Raw genomic sequence first — 16,815 nt, forward strand, 5'->3', positions numbered from 1 at the left:
GAAGATACAAGTACAAAGTGAAATGTGATAAACTAAACTAGCAGAAACTTCACACTAGATAATGGCAACTCAGTATTATCACGCTTCACTTTTCACTCTTCACTCTCTACGATAAATGTGAGGATCAGCCGGTTAGAAACCCTCTGGCAATTAGGCGAAAGAGCCGGCTGAGGTATTATATACCTTACACCCCCCTACAAAATCTCAATCGTAGTAATCTCGATATGAGTTTTATCGGGCTGTCCGCAACCGCCACGAAGAGAGGCCAGCACTCCTCTTTCAGCCGCCATCAATTGTTTGCTGGGCATTCTATAGGAGAAAAAACCCGTGGAAACGATACAACTTGTAGATGACGTTGTCAAAGATTTAGAACGTATTGAAAATTTAACCAAAGTCAAAAAACTCCTGTTATGCGCTAGTAAAAATACATGGGAGAATGACCAAAAAAAGCTCGAAGCCATTCAATTATCCACTTTAGTTAAAGACGTTCACGAAATTGCCCCAACTTATGGCCAGCTTAAATCGGTTCTAATTCAAGTTGTCAAAAAGCTGAATAAAAAAGTTCAGTATTTCATGCTGGCTAATACGCTGATTCAAAAATTAAATAAACTGTATCCAGAAAATTTGGCGTCAAGAAAACGGATACGCACGCAATTAAAACAACTCAAAAAAGGAGTCAAATATCCCTACGATTTGTACGATTTAAAATTTAAAGTTGCCAGAAATTCAACCCTAAGACGCGCAAAAGTTCTGGTATTTTCCGCCCTGAATTATAAATTTGCCTACAGCACCCAAGACTGGGCAACGCTTGATTCACTGGAATTTGATGAGATCGTCAGAGCCTTGTTTTATTCTTGTGAAACTCCAGAAGATTTAGAATTTAGATTGTATGGGACAGCAGCCTGCTTGGATGAACCAGACAAGCAGATCGGCACGGCGGGAATCATCGTTGACTGTCTGCTGCCTTACTATCAATATCTGCAAAAAGGACGGGATATTACTGACGATGCGGATGAGGATGAACCTACCGCAATAGATTTAAAAGCTCAGGACAACCGTTCCTCAGAAAACTACCTGGCGCTGCCACTAAACAGCAAAGATGCTTATGAGGATGATGATGAGGATGACAGTTGTAACTACGGCTTCTTAAATATTCCAGAATTTCCCTTGGGGACTGAGGATGCAGAAGGGAGAATTAGTGACACCATTAAAAAGCAACTCGAACTGGAAGCGGCTGTTAAGGGATTGGTAGAACAGCGAGTGAGTGAGGTGATGGCTGTCATTGAAAACAGCGTCCGGGACTTAGAAACTTATTTGGAGCAAAACTTAGAAGAAGGCAATTTTCAAGGCTCTGTCCCGCTAAAATATCATAGCCTGAAGAGTTTTGTAAAAACCGTTCAATTCCAGTCCTCAAAATATCTGGAAATCTTACAAACTCTAGAAGAAAATGAAAGAAGAGCTGGAAAAAGCGTGTAAATAAAGCTGTTCTCACAAGCATTCATCCTGTCCATCGCGGATGAATGCTTTGTGTTTGAAAAGATGTATCGCCATGCAGGAATTTTGAAGTGAAGAAATTCATTGAAAATTCCCGCATTTTGTCATTTTTCCAAAAAAAATGCAGTTTTTGCCGCAGTCCCTGAATTAGGTAGATTCATGCCAGATTTTGATGTGATTGTCATTGGCACCGGCATTGGCGGCTTAGTGGCTGGGGCGATGCTAGCTCGCTATGGTAAAACTGTGGTGGTCTGCGAAAGCCACACAGTCGCGGGTGGCGCAGCACATGGCTTTCACCGGCAGGGATTTCACTTTGACACCGGCCCATCATTTTACTGCGGCTTGTCAGGCCGGCAAAGTCTGAACCCGCTGCGGCAAGTGCTAGAAGTTTTGGGAGAATCCCTGGAAACCGTTCCTTACGAACCGCTGGGTCATTACCACTTTCCAAATTTCACGCTGCCGGTGTATTCTGATTCAGAACGTTACCGGCAAGCAGTCGCCCAGATTACTCCCCAAGGTGCGCGGGAATTAGAGCGCTTTGAGAAGCGTCTCTTAACTCTCTACGATGCGCTGAAAGATATCCCCACCTTGGCACTGCGGGCGGATTGGCAAATGCTGCCGGCTTTGCTGCGATATTGGCCGGCTTTATTAAAGTTGCTGCCTCAAATTGGCGTGATCCAAGGTTCTGCCGGCCAGATTATGGATCGGGATGTTACTGACGCGCAAGTGCGGCAACTGATTGATTTGGAATGCTTTTTGCTTTCGGGTTTAAAAGCACACGGAACCATTGCGCCGGAAGTGGCGTTCATGTTTGGGGAACGCAACCGCTGGGGCGTTGAATATCCAGTCGGAGGAAGTACCGCCATTGTTGACGCATTGGTGCGAGGATTGGAACGCTGGGGAGGCAGGCTGCGGCTGAAAACTCATGTCGAGCAAATTTTAGTAGAATCGGGTCGGGCGGTGGGTGTGCGGTTGCGATCGGGTGAAGTGATCCACGCGCCAATTGTTATTTCTAACGCCACAATTTGGGATACTTACACCCATCTGCTTAAACTCGAAGACTTGCCGGCATCTTATCGGCGCGATGCCCTGGAAACGCCGGCTGTGGAAAGCTTCATGCACTTACATCTCGGCATCCGGGGTGAGGGTTTGGAGGCGTTAACGGGTCATCATGTCGTTGTTCACGACAGCAACCTCGATATCGCCACACCCGGAAATACCTGCATGATTTCCATTCCCAGTGTTTGGGATTCCCAACTCGCGCCGGCAGGACACCATCTGGTTCATGCTTATACTTTGGAACCTTATGCCGGTTGGCAGCGAGATAGCGGTTATCAGGAACGCAAACAACTGAAAGCGCAACCTTTGTTTCAGGCTGTGGAACGGGTGATCCCAGACTTGCGGCAACGCATTACCCTGGAAATGAGCGGGACGCCGGTGACACACGCCAAGTATTTGCGCCGCTATCAAGGCACTTACGGGCCGGCAATTGCGGCTGGCAAGGGGATGTTTCCTGGCTTGCACACGCCGATTGCCGGTTTGTACCGAGTGGGAGACAGCACGATGCCCGGTATTGGCGTTCCAGCGGTTGCCGCTTCTGGTATTTTGTGCGCCAATACTTTGGTGAATCCTGAACAAACTGGGAAGTTGTTGGGCTTGTAATTTTGGGTGGTTATGAGGTCAAGATTTTGGAAGTTGCAACTGTCCTGAGATTTGAGAACTCAAAACAGTTGCAACTCCCCACTCAAGACTCAACCGCCGGCGGCAAATGCGCTCATAATCGCGATGGATAGCGCTAAACCGGGTAGCAGCAGTATTCCTAACATTAACAGGTCGTGTGATGACATAATTCTGCAAAATGACAGTATAAGACCGGGCAAAGCCCTTGGTTTCTAGATTAGCACTCTCTCCATTATCAGGTTGGATTTGTTGAGAGTGTTGTTGGGTTAAAGAGTTTTTGATTTTACTGGATTTGCCTTTTAATTTTATCAATTTTAACCTTTATTTCCAATTTCCTCTTGTTGCGGGTGAGGCCGGTTAAAGGTAAAATTGATCAATAAATGCTAAGATATGGCAGTTTTCAATACTTGATATATAACGTTTCAAACAGAAAGTTTAAACAGTTATTTTGTTAGATTAATTTAAGAAGAGAAGGCGATAAATGGGTTGGGCCGCGCAACACCGGCACGAATTTAAGACGTTGGGTTAAAACCCTCTGTTTCACTTCGCCCAACCTACATCTATTTAGCAAATAGATAAATAATTAGGTGACAGATCAGAAAATTGCCTGTCACCGGATAAGCTAGGCTCCCCCAAGCGGTGTCTGCCTTCTTGTTCCCCAAAACCCCTTAAAGTCTCTTGTGGGGTGAATGACAACTGAAGATTATTTAACAGCAGTTCATATTCAACGACGAACACATTCATTCTTAAGCTGGCAATAATTTGTTTGCCGGCATACGTCGCTTCTAAATGACGCAGTCCCTCTTGAATGTAAGAATCCACTACATTCCAGAAAAAGTTAGGAAAGCCGGCACGCAAGTCCCCAGGATGGCGATAACCCAAGATTTTATTAGTGCCGGTTTCTTCAAATTCATAAAAGAGTGCCGGCAATTTGTCTAAATAGCGCGGATCGCTTAACTGACCGATGAGATCGGCTGCCCGAACTAAGCCGGGAAAGTCAACCGTATCTTTATGATCTGCATCATTTGGCACAGGAAAGCGTGTCAGCTCAATATTACGTTTAATTGCTTGAACATCAATGAAATCGCGCCCAGAAAAATGCTCCTCGATAAACAGTTTTCCTCGATCTACATGATAAGGAGTGAGACTGGCATCTGTTGAACTTGGAGGCAGAGAAATCATTTCATCGCCTATGCCGGTTGCAAATAATCTTTCTTTGCTTCTATCTTGCCGGCAAACCCCCTTAACGTAACCAATATCATGGCACAATAAAGAAATAATCGTCTGTAACCAGTCTTCACAAGAAACATTTCCTTCCCGAAGCTGCTTGCCCCGTAGGATTTCCTGCCCCACTAAGGTGACGATCACAGTGTGTTCAACGTTATGATAAAGGGCGTTGCTATTGGCAAGGTTTTCTAAAGCGAGATTGGCAACCCAGCCGAGCATTTCTGCATACTTCGGCTTAATATTTCCGTAAGTTTTACGGTAGCCGGCTTGCAAGCTTTCTGCGAAAGTTTTAATAAGTACGTCTGTGGGATTAAACATCTTTACAACCCTGAATAAACAGCAACCTGAACGCCTAACTTTAGCACACCCTTATTTATCTTTTTTAGCGTTCCTTCATTTTTAAACTCATGAATCTGGCTTTCCTACTTTTTTAGTATGGTTCAGGCTTCACGAAATTGTAACCAGAAAATCTCAGAATTTTAGTCAAGAAAATTTTCTACCTTGCGCTTTCGCTTCTTAAAACCTCATAAAACCTCATAAAAACTTGTAAAATTACCAAAAAACCTATGTTTGAGTTAAATAAGCAGTATCTTTGAAGCATGGCTTAGAATCGCGGCACAACCGGCAAGCGACAAGGCTCAGCAACCTTGTGGAGTGCGATCTAGACAGAGTCAGAAAACACTGAAATGGAAAAACCCCACTCTCACTCGCTCCCTACCTTGCCTGAGGGATGACGTGAATTCTATAATTTAGATTAATATTTTCTTCAATTCAGCCGGCAATATGGATTGTAAAGAAGCCTTAGAATTTGCAGACAACTTAATTTATGCCAGCACCGGCAAGCACCTTAACGATCTAGAAAGAGAAGTGTTTACCGGCTCTTGGCAAGGACAAACCTATGAGGAAATTTACCCAATTAATCCTGAATATGTAGAAAAATATGTCGGTTATAAATTGTGGCAAAAGCTTTCTGATACTTTAGGAGAAAAAGTCACTAAAAAAAAGGTAAAAGGAGCGCTAGAAAGAGCCATTGAGCGACAAGGAAAGTCGGGAAATCAGCTTGTTAAAAAAGTTTTTATCAGTTATCGTAGCCAAGAACCGGATTCGTCTTTAGCGGCGCAATTTTGTGAAGCGATCTCAGCGGCTGGACACAAAGCATTTATTACGAATTTGGGAGCAAGTTCTCCGGGTTCTATTCAGCCGGCAGAAGATTGGCTATCTCAGCTTGACTCACAACTCAAAGAGTGTGACTGTTTTTTGCTGCTACTGTCCCCACAAGCAGCCGTGAGTGAAATGGTCATTGAAGAGTTGCAGCGGGCGCGACAGTTGCGGGACTCTCGCCACAATAGCAAGCCGGTGCTGTTACCGATTCGGGTTAATTTTCCTCCCAATTTGTCGCTAAATCACGACTTGCAAAGCTACCTGCACGGAACTGTGCAGAATGAGTGGGTTTCGCCGGCAGACACTGCGAGGATCGTGCGTGATGTTCTCAAGCAACTGGCAGAGGGGGTTGAAAAGGGGCAACCGCAGAAAATTGAAGAGTGGGAAAGTGCCGGCAATTCCTTAACTTCCACCTCCCCATCCTTAAGCTCAAACACTCCACCCTCGCCGGTTGCCGAACCTGAATTACCGAGTGGTCAAGTGCGTCTTGCTTCTGCATTTTACGTTGAGCGCGTTCCCTGTGAAACGCAATGTTATAAAGAAATTTTGCAACCTGGATGTTTAATTCGGATTAAAGCGCCTAGACAAATGGGCAAAACGTCATTAATGGCGAGAATTCTTTATCAAGCAAAAGAACAGGGATATCGTACCGTTCCCCTAAGTTTTCAACACGCGGATACGGCAGTTTTTACCAACCTCAAAGAACTTTTACAATGGTTCTGCGCCAAAATTAGCAGAAAGCTCCGGCTGCCTTATCAAGTTGATGATTATTGGAGTGATACTTACGGCAGTAAAGATAACTGTACCGCCTTCTTTGAAGATTGTTTATTGCCGGAAACAGATAGCCCACTTGTGCTGGGTTTAGATGAAATTGATCGCGTTTTTCACTATCCCAAAATTGCCGATGATTTTTTTGGGTTATTACGCGCTTGGTATGAGGAAGCGGGATATGGCGCGAATGAGGGCTATGTTTGGGAAAAACTGCGATTAGTCGTTGTTCACTCAACGGAAGTTTACATTCCGCTTGATATCAATCAATCGCCGTTTAATGTAGGTTTGCCGATTGAATTATCGGAATTTAGCACGGATCAAGTGTTTGACTTGGCGTGCCGGCATGGACTGAATTGGGGGGAAAGCGAGGTTAAACAACTCATGACAATTGTGGGAGGACATCCTTATCTAGTCCGCTTAGCGCTTTATTACATTGCTGGGCAGCAACTCACCTTAAGGCAACTGGCAGAAATTGCCCCAACAGAAGCAGGAATTTATGGTGATCATTTGCGCCGGCACCTATGGAACCTTCAACAGCACCCAAATTTAGCTGAAGCATTCGCTAAAGTAGTTGTAACAAACAAACCCGTTGAATTAGAATCCGTGCCGGCGTTTAAATTACACAGTTTAGGATTAGTACAGTTGCGGGGAAATGAGGTAACGCCACGTTTCGATTTGTATCGTCAGTATTTCCGAGATCGCTTAAACAAAATTTCCTCAAGTTAAAAAATCAGGAAATATCCATTCAGAATTATTGCTAGAGGTGATAAAATGCTTTTTCCATTCCCAGGGGGAGATCTCTACTTAGAAAAATCTGAATTTACGATCAGGCGGGATTGATTTAGCAGTAGATTATACTCAGCAGCCGATGCCGGTGTTTAAAGTAGAAGATACAGTCTGGGGGAATATAAGATTAAAACAACAAGGATTGCGGTAATTTCGGCAATTATGTAATGCCTCGATTGTATCTATTTTGTCAGGATTTGTGCATCTCAAAAAGGATAATAGGCGGGTCATTCCCGCGCTACAACTGCATCTTAAATTGTCAGGGACGCTATGTTTTCGCAAAAACCAGAACCCGTGTTAGATGAAGAACCAGACTCAAACTATCGCTACAAAGTGGGCGGACATTTACCCCTTGATGCCCCGACTTATGTCGTGCGGCAAGCTGATCGAGACCTTTATGAAGGGTTAAAAGCAGGGGAGTTTTGTTATGTACTGAATTCCCGACAAATGGGGAAAACTAGCTTGCGGGTGCGAACAATGCACCGGCTGCAAGCGGAAGGCGTTGCCTGTGCGGCGATTGATCTGACGAAAATTGGTAGCCAAGATATCACGCCGCAGCAGTGGTATGCCGGTTTGATGAGACGCCTGGTGACAAGTTTTCACCTTCAGATTAATTTAAGGTCTTGGTTGCGCGATCGCGAATTTTTGCCGCCGGTGCAGTGCTTAAGTGAGTTTATTGAACAAGTCTTGCTTGATTCTATCAGTGAACAAATTGTCATTTTTATCGATGAAATTGATAGCATTCTCAGCTTAAATTTCCGAACTTATGACTTTTTTGCCTTTATTCGTGCCTGTAATGAATATGACCGGCTGACCTTTGCCTTGTTGGGAGTTGCCAGTCCCTCAGATTTAATTAAAGATAAAAACCACACTCCCTTTAATATTGGTCGCGCTATCGAGTTGCACGGGTTTGGAATTTACGAAGCTCAACCACTCGCTCAAGGTTTTGAAGGAAAAATTAGTGACCCTGAAGCCGTTTTAGAAGCGGTCTTAAACTGGACCGGCGGCCAACCATTTCTCACCCAAAAGCTTTGCAAACTTATTCTTGAGAATGTAGAAGGTAAATTGATCAAAAACTCCGAAGCATGGGTAGAAAAAATCGTGCAAACTCGCCTGATTGAGAACTGGGAAGCGCAAGATGAACCCCCGCATCTCAAGACGATTCGCGACCGGCTGCTCAGAAGTGGAGACCGCACAGAACCGCTCCTAAAACTTTACCAGCAAATTTTACAACGGGGTGAAATTGCCGCTGATCAAAGTCTTGAACAGATGGAATTGCGGCTTTCTGGGTTAGTCGTCAAAGAGGGCGGAACTCTCAAGGCTTATAACCGCATTTATGGGGCTGTTTTTAACTGGATTTGGCTAAACAAAGCTCTAGCAATTCTGCAACCTAGCTTTCAGCAACTGGTTGCTAATCAAGAACACAAACTCATGTCGATGCTCAGCGGCATGGAGGGCAAAGATTTTGATGATATTCTTTATGAAATTTTGGGTTCTATTATCCTGAAGCTGGGCGAGTTAATGAGTGTTGACCGCATGGCTATCTTTTTTATTGATAAAGATAAAAATGAATTATGGTCAGTGATTGCCAGAACAGCCAGTATAAGTTCTACGAAGATACAAATTTTGGCGAATAATCCGAGTGCCGGTCGAGTCACGATTTACAAACAAGCTGTTAGCGTTCCTGCTGATTTATCAGAAGATTGGTACTCCGGAGTTGCTCAGGAACAGGATAAGAGAACTGCTTACCACATTTATAATGAATTTACTTCACCTTTGTTGAACGAAAAGGAAAATATTTTTGCCTTTGTTCAGTTAGTGAATAAGCTTAAGCAACCGAATAATCCCAACGATTTGTTTGCCGAAAGAATTGCAGAAACGGGTTTTACAGAAGCAGATAAACAGCAATTTGCTGAATATGTGCCGGCACTGCAACGAATTTTAGAAAGATGCCAGTCTTGTTATAAGTTAACTCAAAGATTGCAAGCTTCGGAAGCCCTCACAGAAGCCACTCGCTCTGTTTCTCAAAGTAGTCTAGATTCGGAAGAAATTATCACGCGGGTGATGGAAGCTGCTAAAAAATTGATGAATGCGGATCGCAGCACGCTTTGGTTGCTAGACTCCGAAAAAGATGAATTGTGGACAAAAATTACCTTTGAAGATGGGACTGTGCGGGAACTGCGTGTGCGAGTGGGACAAGGATTTGCCGGCAAAGTTGCTGCCACCGGCGAACCTTTAAATATTGCTTTTGATTTGTACAATCATCCTGACTCAGAAACCGCCCAGCAAACTGATCGAAAAACAGGATACCGCACTTGCAGTTTACTGTGTATGCCGGTTTGGAGTCCTGAAGGTGAATTAGTCGGGGTGACGCAATTAGTTAATAAACGAAAACCGGGTGAGCATCTTGAATATGATCCCGAAACTTGGCCGGAAGCGCCTGAATGTTTTGAGGATAGTTTTGATGCAAACAGTCAAAAATATATGCAAATTTTTAACTCTCAAGTGGGAGTTGCTTTGCAAAATGCTAAACAGTTCGCTGCGATGAAACAACAAGCGGAGAATCAACCGCAAAATGTTGTTAGCCAGACATTAGCGATGCTTAATCAGGTCATGGACGGTCAAGGATTTGATGATATTCTTGACGCAACTTTGCGTTCAATTACTTTAAAAATGGGTAAATCTTTAAGTGCGGATCGCACGACAATTTTTCTATTAGATGAAGAACGAAATGAATTTTGGTCAATTATTGCTGAAGCGGAAGGGGATCGGTCTTTAGAAATTCGGTTGCCGGCAGATAAAGGAATTGTGGGAGAAGTGGCAGCCTGCAAGCAAATCATTAATATTCCCTACGATTTTTATGATGATCCCCGCTCTACTACTGCCAAAGAACAAGATATTAAAAATGGCTACCGCACTTATACAATGCTGACATTGCCCCTATTAAATGATCAAGGAAATTTAATTGGAGTTATTCAGTTAATTAACAAATTAAAGCGTTTTTATAACCGGACGTCACCTTTATCTGAACAAATTGATCCAGAAGGTTTTACTCAATTAGATGAAGAACGATTTGCAGAAAATGCTCCCCTGATTCAAATGATTTTGGAAAGCTTCCGCTCTTATCATAAAACGGCGAGAGGGCAGCGGGTGGCGGCGGCACTAATGGCAGCAACTCGCTCGGTTTCTCAAAGCAGTTTAGAGCTTGATTCGATCCTCAAGCGGGTGATGGAAGCTGCGAAAGAATTGATGAATGCGGATCGCAGCACGCTTTGGTTACTGGATCGCGAGACAAATGAGCTATGGACAAGAATTCCTTTTGGAGATGGTTCAATGAAGGAACTGCGAGTGGCTGTGGGACAAGGTTATGCCGGCAAAGTGGCAGAGATGGGAGTGCCGCTAAATATTCCTTTTGATTTATATGATTACCCGGATTCAGACATGGCGAAGAAAACCGATCGCACAACCGGCTACCGCACTTGCAGTTTACTGTGTATGCCGGTTTGGAATCCCGATGGTGAGTTGATTGCTGTTACTCAATTAATCAATAAAATTAAACCGGGTGAGCGTTCAACTCACGCGCCGGTTGAGGCGAATGTTGTGCCTGATTATTTCCAGGCAAGTTTTGATCAAAGCGATCAGCAATATTTGCAAATATTTAATAATCAAGTGGGCGTGATTCTCCAGAATGCTGAGCTTTTAGCAGCAGTCAAACGACAGGAGCAAACACTACGCATTAACCTGAGTGGCGCATCAGATGTTGAGTCACAAGTTGCCGGCAACCAGTCAGGATAAAAAGCATTCAGAAAAATCAAAACGATAGCTAGAAACTAGAAAAATATTCTGTTAGAAACCCAACACAGCAGCTATTGAGTGGTAAAGTTGACGCCCCAGCATCCCCAGCTTCTTTCCTCCTTGGAACCAAGCAAGAGAGGGAGGTCGCCTACTATGGCATAAACGATTTTAACCAAAGCTGGGACCCTGTTCTAGACCCCATTGGTGTTTCAGAAGATTCTGATAAGTTGCTTCACGAACCATCATTTGTTCGTAAAGTTTTACCAAAAAGTCCTGAGCTTGTTGCCGGCTCATTTGCTGAACTTGGCTTTCAAAAGCACGAATACTGAATTGTTGTTCCAAAGATAGGTTAATAGGTTGGCTCATAACGTCCTCCGATTTAAGAAGAAGTAGGATTTTTGACTCTCAAACTCTGGATAGACCAGATCGATGCACTCGTTTTCAGTGATCGCCGCTTGGTTTCAGGATTGCCGGAAACAGTCAACTCTCAACTTATATTACAAAAGATAACAATCGTTTGACAAAGGGCACATCCGTCCAAATAGGTAACTTAGGTATGAAGATGCTCAACCTCCCTCCTAAGGTTCCCCGGCAAAGTAATGTAGTTGTATCAAATTGTAAAGAGTAAAATTGCTCAACCTGAACAAATCTTTAATTATCCCAGCTTATATGTTTAATTAGAAATGATGTATCTTCTCCCCTAAATCAGGAAAAAGGTTAACAAAAACATTGATATATAAAAGTTTGAGAGAACTCTTGCCAAAGTCCCTCTTTCAGTTGTATTAAAGATTATTTATTCGGATTCTGTAATAAATGTCAGACCGGCTTAACAGAAAAAGAAGTTGTGAAGCGTTCTAGGCTGTATCCGCCGGCACTTAAATTTTTAACCCGTGATCTACCTTAAGTTCGCGTTTCAACCGCCACGATCACCACGGTAATGTTATCGCGTCCCCCTTTATCCTTCGCGGCATTCACCAGCGTCTTCGCGGCTTGATCACAGGCACGAATAGACTTAAGGTAAGAGCCGATGGCACTGTCAGGAAGTTCTTCAGTCAAGCCATCGCTGCACATCAGCAGGCGATCACCTGGGTGTACTTCCATCGGCTGAATATCAATCTCTTGCAAATCCTGCCGGCCTAAGCATTGAGATAGAACGTGACGCCAAGGGTGGTTACGGGCTTGATCCAAAGTAATATGCCCAGCTTTCACCGCGCGCGAGATCCACGTATGATCTTCCGTAATTTGCTCTAGCTTGGCACCGCGCAGCCGGTAGAGGCGCGAATCCCCCACATGAGCCACCCAACTTTTCGGCGACTGGGTGCCGGCAGTTTGTGACGCTTCCTCTCTAAAAATCGCCACCACTGCAGTTGTCCCCATATCTGAGCGTTCTGGATGATTGCGCTGATCTACCAAAATTGCTTGATTGGCTTTAAGAAAAGCTTCCTCTAACAGAGCATTTGAAGACTGAGGCGAATCCCAATGCTCAATCAGATAATTCTGAATCACCTGAGTCGCAATTTGACTCGCCTCCTGACCCCCTGCATGACCGCCCATCCCGTCCGCCACGATAAAAAATCGTCCGCTGGGATCGATGTAGTAGGCATCTTGATTAACAGAGCGAAGCAGTCCCTGGTCTGTAAGGCCGGCAAAGTAGCGTTTCATGAATTCAGTATTAAGCAATAAGTGCTGGTTGCTGAGTGTTGAGTCCACAGTCCCCTGAGTGAATCAGACTAACCGAGTGATTAAGCCTTCACTTAAATACTTGTGCGGGCAGTCTGTGAAGAAATCACAGGCTGTGCTAACGCTTACTGCCCCATTTTCACTCAGCCAGAGTTCAGAGCGCGTCAAGACATCCGATCAAATCGGTCAACCCGCATCAGGAGTCGAATCAAAGTCACAGCTAGCACGGTTGCAACCAGAGCCACAACCAGCGCCAACCAGACATAATTATTCACTAATAAAATCGTAGCCGACAAGGTGAAAGCACCGATCAGCAACGCATAGTTCGTTGCCAAATGCATACTGCTCAGCCGGCGGATGGCCCGGTCTGTTTCAGTTGAGCGGACGCGAATGCGGAGATCCCCCCGCTCTAGCTTTTCAATCGTATCGTCAATTCGACCCGGCAAACCCAAGGCCGTGCTACTCACCTGAGCTGCTTGACGCCCCAGTTCATCGAGAAAGCTACTGCGATCTGAGGAATTGCCATTCGTCATAATTTGCATTGCAAAAGGCTTTGCAACCTCCATAAAATTAAAATCTGGGTCAAGTCCCTTCCCCACCCCCTCTAAAGTGGAAAAAGCCCGCATCACAAAGGTAAAGGTAGCCGGAAAGCGGAAAGGCTGATCGTAGGCAATCTCGTACAAATCATCAGTAATGTCTGCCACCGACTGATTTTCAAAGGGCTGATCCATAAAGTGATCCAGCATATACTGGATCGACCGGCGCACCGGACCCATGTCATCCATCGGGGATAAAGCTTCCAGTTCTATCAAAGAAGTCACAACTTTATTGGCATTTTTTTGGGCAATGCCAAAAAACAGCTGCATCATCTTTTCCCGGACATCATTTTTGACCCGGCCCATCATGCCAAAATCATAAAAGATCAACGAGCCGTCCGGGTTAACCGCAATATTGCCCGGATGGGGGTCAGCATGAAAGAAGCCATCAGTGAGGAGTTGATGCAAGTATGCTTTAGCACCGAGATTTGCCAATTCCTTGCGATCTAAACCGGCAGCCTCCAGCGCTTCGTAGTGACTGATCTTAATCCCTGGCATATATTCCAGAGTCAGAACCCTAGGCGAAGTGTAGCGCCAATAGACACGCGGCACCTGCACCCAGTTCTCATCGCGGAAGTTGCGCCGAAAAGTATCCGCGTTGCGCCCTTCGCTGAGATAATCGATTTCCTCATAGAGAATCTTGCAGCACTCGTCATAGATTCCCATCCAATCCTTACCTCTGCCCCAGTCTGGATGGTTTTGAAAGTAACGAGCAATTCCCTTAGCGATATCTAAATCGATTCCGAACAGCCGGCGTAGTCCAGCGCGTTGCACCTTAACCACAACCTCTTCCCCGGAGTGCAAGTACGCCTTGTGTACCTGTCCCAGACTTGCGGCTGCCAAAGGAACCGGGTCAAAAGTTTTGAAGAGCGTCGCTATTGGCTTCCCTAAGTCTTGCTCAATAATTCGCTCCACCTTCTCATAACTAAAAGCCGGCACCTTATCTTGCAGCTTAGTGAGTTCTTCAACATACTCACCGGGAATAATATCGGCACGCGTCGAAAATAACTGTCCCAGCTTGATAAAAGTTGGCCCCAACTCCAAGAGCGACTCGCGAATCCAGATAGCTTGGGCGCGGCGTCTGGCAATCCGTTTAGGTTCCGTCATGCCACCTGGATAACTCCAAGCTTTGCTATCGCGCCACAAAGTGAACATAAACAACAGAAAAAACGTCCAGATTTCGACAAAGCGCCGTTTGTGGGAGTAATCTTCGCGGCTCCAGCGGTAAGCTTTATCCTTGTTAGCCTTGCCCAAAACTGGAGGCCAAGCTATTCCCTGGGTAGAGGTGGCACGAACACCGGCGGAATGCGCTGGCAATGCGGAGCGCTTCTGGTGCTGTTTAGGGGTGACAGGATCATCAGGGAGAACAGACACTAGGCTTCCTAACTTGTGGTTTCAGGTAATTGATAGTCTCAAGTCGCAAAGTCACAGAGTCCTGAGTCAACCGTTGTACTCAGCACTCTGTCTTTAAAGAGAGCCGGTGCGATAGCGCTGCAACTGGACACGCAATTGAGCGATTTCTGCTCGCAGCTCATCAATGGTTGCTTGCAAATCAAGAGAAGCTGAACTGTACCGGCTCGTCGTGGAACCAGACGTGCCTTGCGTGGGAACCGCTGCCGTTGCTTGATTGGCTCGCTCCATGACTGCGATCGTGAACTGGCGCAAGCGCTCGCGTTGCTCAGCATCGAATTTACCGAGTTCACTAAACGCGTTGGTTACGGATTTCTCCAGCTCTTCGTTGAGAGCTTCAGCCACGGCTCTGCCGACAAAAAAAGCATGGATTAATGGATCACTCATAAAAAAATCTCTGTGCCTATCCGCACAAATTATAACCTGCTGGCTGAGGCGCTGTCTGAATCTAGATCAAAGCAAGTGGGGGAGGAGGAAACCCTTTGGCCCTAGATTCAGGCTTGAGGCGCTGACAAATTTCTGACCCTGGAGGGATGGTTAGTCAGGATTGGCGTAGGGGAATGGCAGCGCCAGCCTCTGAGGGTGAGGTACTAGCTGGGGAAACCGAGCTAGGTGGAGCGGCCCATTCTGGTTCTTCTTCAAGCTCTGAAGCGTCTTGTGCCGGCGAGAAATCCACCGCTTCTTCTTGGGTGTGAGCGGAAAAACTTTTCTTACCGAGGGCGTATGGAGATAAACCCTGCGTGTCTGTCCCCGGCCAGTCTTTGAGCGGGGGAAAGGACTGTTCAGGATTAAAGAGACCAGATCCCACCTTGCCGGCATTGCCAAAGCGAAGTGACAACCCAAAGCCGGCACCGGCTAGCCCAGCAAGCACGGCAGTTAGGATAAAACTGAGTCTAACAAAGCGTTTATTGGATGAGTGCCGATCTGAAGTTTTGGGGGTTGTTACCGTTGCCGGTTCTTCGAGTTCCTCGCTGCTGTCCCCTTGAACTTCTGGGTTTGCCGGCTCTATCTCGTTCATGTGTTTCCCTGCCGGTAAAAATGACAGCCAGGTTTCGACTGTTTGTGGACGCCGGCTCACCTCTGTTTCCAAACCGCAGCGAATCGCCTCAAGAACGGCCAGACTGAGGTTGGGTTTACCGGGTTGCCCATCTGTGGACAGAATACCCTCGCCCAATTGTGCTGCCACCGGCGGTTGGCCGGTTAGCAAGCCGTAGAGGGTGGCCGCGAGTCCATAAATATCGGTGGTTGGGGTATGCCGCAATTGAGCAAAGTCTCGCTCAGCCGGCCCATAGCCGGTCGCAAAAAAGCCGGCACTCAGCTCATTGGCAATACTAAAGTCAGTCACCACCACACAATTGCTGCCCTCTAAGCGAATCAGGTTTTGGGGCTTGATGTCCCCATGCACTAAACCATGTTCATGAAGGACGCCCACTGCTGAGCCAATCTGACGGATATAGTCAAGTGCTTGCTCTTGTGGCACCGGCTGGCTGAACTGTATGAGTTCTGCTAAAGTCTGGCCTGGAATATATTCCATGACCATATAAAACAACCCAGCTTGTTTGAAACAATCGAAAACTCTGACGATGTTCGGGTGCTGGCACTTTTGCAGGCGACGCGCGAGGCTTTGAAATTGCTTCTGCAACTGCTCAAAGTTCGCTTGATGGCGCAGGCTCTCGTTGAGGGTTTTAATCGCTACAGGTAAGTTTAAATCGGTCTGGGTGGCCCGATAGGTGATGCCTACCGCACCTTCGCCCAAAGTCGCGTTGATGACATATTGGCCATTTTGAAGGACTGTGCCAGCTGTTAAGTTCATAGGTATTTGCGCTGCCAGTTTTTCAACTTATGCTAACCCTTTGCGCGGCTTCTGCCTTGAAAACCTCCCTCGAAAAAGGTGGTTGCGCTTTCGGACACGCTACAAAGGATGGTCTACAGAGTCTTGCACAAAAAGTATTAGAAACATCAAATTTACTGTTTGACAATCATCAATAAATATGCATATAGCCATACTTAATTTTCCAGTAGCGGCCATCAACGAGGGAATTATAAGAATAACAACTACTTGCTATTTGCAAAAGACGTGCTGGATTTTTTATTCTTCAATGCATCTCACGTTGTTAAAATTTGCCCAAAAAGAATAAGAATCAGAGTTTTAAACTTTTTTGTTCAAATTTAAAACTAATAAAATTCTAAAAATTTAACAGTATTTAATACTTTT

10 protein-coding genes are annotated in these 16,815 nt (G+C 45.5%); 4 read left to right on the plus strand and 6 right to left on the minus strand.

The genetic code is table 11. The annotated features are described in order from the left end of the window. Positions 1-327: 327 nt before the first annotated feature. Together H6F73_RS04415 and H6F73_RS04420 are read left to right on the plus strand one after the other, a co-directional pair. Positions 328-1,476: a hypothetical protein gene (locus tag H6F73_RS04415; protein ID WP_190757605.1), complete on the plus strand. Its 1,149-nt coding sequence runs from the start codon at positions 328-330 to the stop codon at positions 1,474-1,476. Between the two features lie 177 nt (positions 1,477-1,653). Continuing rightward, positions 1,654-3,156 (plus strand): NAD(P)/FAD-dependent oxidoreductase, encoded by a 1,503-nt coding sequence (locus tag H6F73_RS04420; protein WP_190757606.1) that lies wholly within the window; start codon positions 1,654-1,656, stop codon positions 3,154-3,156. Positions 3,157-3,738: 582 nt separating this feature from the next. Here the strand turns inward: H6F73_RS04420 and H6F73_RS04425 are convergent. Next, positions 3,739-4,719 (minus strand): Npun_R2479 family HD domain-containing metalloprotein, encoded by a 981-nt coding sequence (locus H6F73_RS04425; RefSeq protein ID WP_190757607.1) that lies wholly within the window; start codon positions 4,717-4,719, stop codon positions 3,739-3,741. Positions 4,720-5,184: 465 nt separating this feature from the next. Here H6F73_RS04425 and H6F73_RS04430 point away from each other — a divergent pair, with 465 nt between their 5' ends. Then, positions 5,185-7,059, plus strand: coding sequence for an AAA-like domain-containing protein (locus H6F73_RS04430; RefSeq protein WP_190757608.1), 1,875 nt, complete (start codon positions 5,185-5,187; stop codon positions 7,057-7,059). A 330-nt stretch (positions 7,060-7,389) separates the two neighbouring features. Further along, positions 7,390-10,914 (plus strand): GAF domain-containing protein, encoded by a 3,525-nt coding sequence (locus tag H6F73_RS04435; RefSeq protein WP_190757609.1) that lies wholly within the window; start codon positions 7,390-7,392, stop codon positions 10,912-10,914. A 168-nt stretch (positions 10,915-11,082) separates the two neighbouring features. Here the strand turns inward: H6F73_RS04435 and H6F73_RS04440 are convergent, their stop codons facing one another. The 5 genes from H6F73_RS04440 to H6F73_RS04460 all read right to left on the minus strand — a co-directional run bounded on the left by H6F73_RS04440 (position 11,083) and on the right by H6F73_RS04460 (position 16,413). After that, the gene (locus H6F73_RS04440) at positions 11,083-11,280 is read right to left on the minus strand and encodes an NblA/ycf18 family protein (protein ID WP_190670174.1); all 198 of its coding nucleotides are present in this window, start codon (positions 11,278-11,280) and stop codon (positions 11,083-11,085) included. Between the two features lie 534 nt (positions 11,281-11,814). Beyond that, positions 11,815-12,576: a PP2C family serine/threonine-protein phosphatase gene (locus tag H6F73_RS04445; RefSeq protein ID WP_190757644.1), complete on the minus strand. Its 762-nt coding sequence runs from the start codon at positions 12,574-12,576 to the stop codon at positions 11,815-11,817. Positions 12,577-12,758: 182 nt separating this feature from the next. Next, the gene (locus H6F73_RS04450; RefSeq protein ID WP_347239473.1) at positions 12,759-14,462 is read right to left on the minus strand and encodes an AarF/ABC1/UbiB kinase family protein; all 1,704 of its coding nucleotides are present in this window, start codon (positions 14,460-14,462) and stop codon (positions 12,759-12,761) included. A gap of 195 nt (positions 14,463-14,657) precedes the next feature. After that, a complete protein-coding gene (locus H6F73_RS04455) occupies positions 14,658-14,987 on the minus strand; it encodes a DUF6825 family protein (RefSeq protein ID WP_190757611.1) in 330 nt (109 codons plus the stop codon). Between the two features lie 154 nt (positions 14,988-15,141). Continuing rightward, positions 15,142-16,413 (minus strand): serine/threonine-protein kinase, encoded by a 1,272-nt coding sequence (locus tag H6F73_RS04460; protein ID WP_190757612.1) that lies wholly within the window; start codon positions 16,411-16,413, stop codon positions 15,142-15,144. Positions 16,414-16,815: the final 402 nt, after the last annotated feature.

The organism is Microcoleus sp. FACHB-68 (assembly GCF_014695715.1).
GTDB lineage: Bacteria > Cyanobacteriota > Cyanobacteriia > Cyanobacteriales > Oscillatoriaceae > FACHB-68.

Excerpts from the sequence above, each read along its gene's own strand:
- H6F73_RS04420 (WP_190757606.1), top strand. The coding sequence starts at position 1,654 with ATGCCAGATTTTGATGTGATTGTCATTGGCACCGGCATTGGCGGCTTA.
- H6F73_RS04425 (WP_190757607.1), bottom strand. The coding sequence starts at position 4,719 with ATGTTTAATCCCACAGACGTACTTATTAAAACTTTCGCAGAAAGCTTG.
- H6F73_RS04430 (WP_190757608.1), top strand. The coding sequence starts at position 5,185 with ATGGATTGTAAAGAAGCCTTAGAATTTGCAGACAACTTAATTTATGCC.
- H6F73_RS04435 (WP_190757609.1), top strand. The coding sequence starts at position 7,390 with ATGTTTTCGCAAAAACCAGAACCCGTGTTAGATGAAGAACCAGACTCA.
- H6F73_RS04440 (WP_190670174.1), bottom strand. The coding sequence starts at position 11,280 with ATGAGCCAACCTATTAACCTATCTTTGGAACAACAATTCAGTATTCGT.
- H6F73_RS04445 (WP_190757644.1), bottom strand. The coding sequence starts at position 12,576 with ATGAAACGCTACTTTGCCGGCCTTACAGACCAGGGACTGCTTCGCTCT.
- H6F73_RS04455 (WP_190757611.1), bottom strand. The coding sequence starts at position 14,987 with ATGAGTGATCCATTAATCCATGCTTTTTTTGTCGGCAGAGCCGTGGCT.
- H6F73_RS04460 (WP_190757612.1), bottom strand. The coding sequence starts at position 16,413 with ATGAACTTAACAGCTGGCACAGTCCTTCAAAATGGCCAATATGTCATC.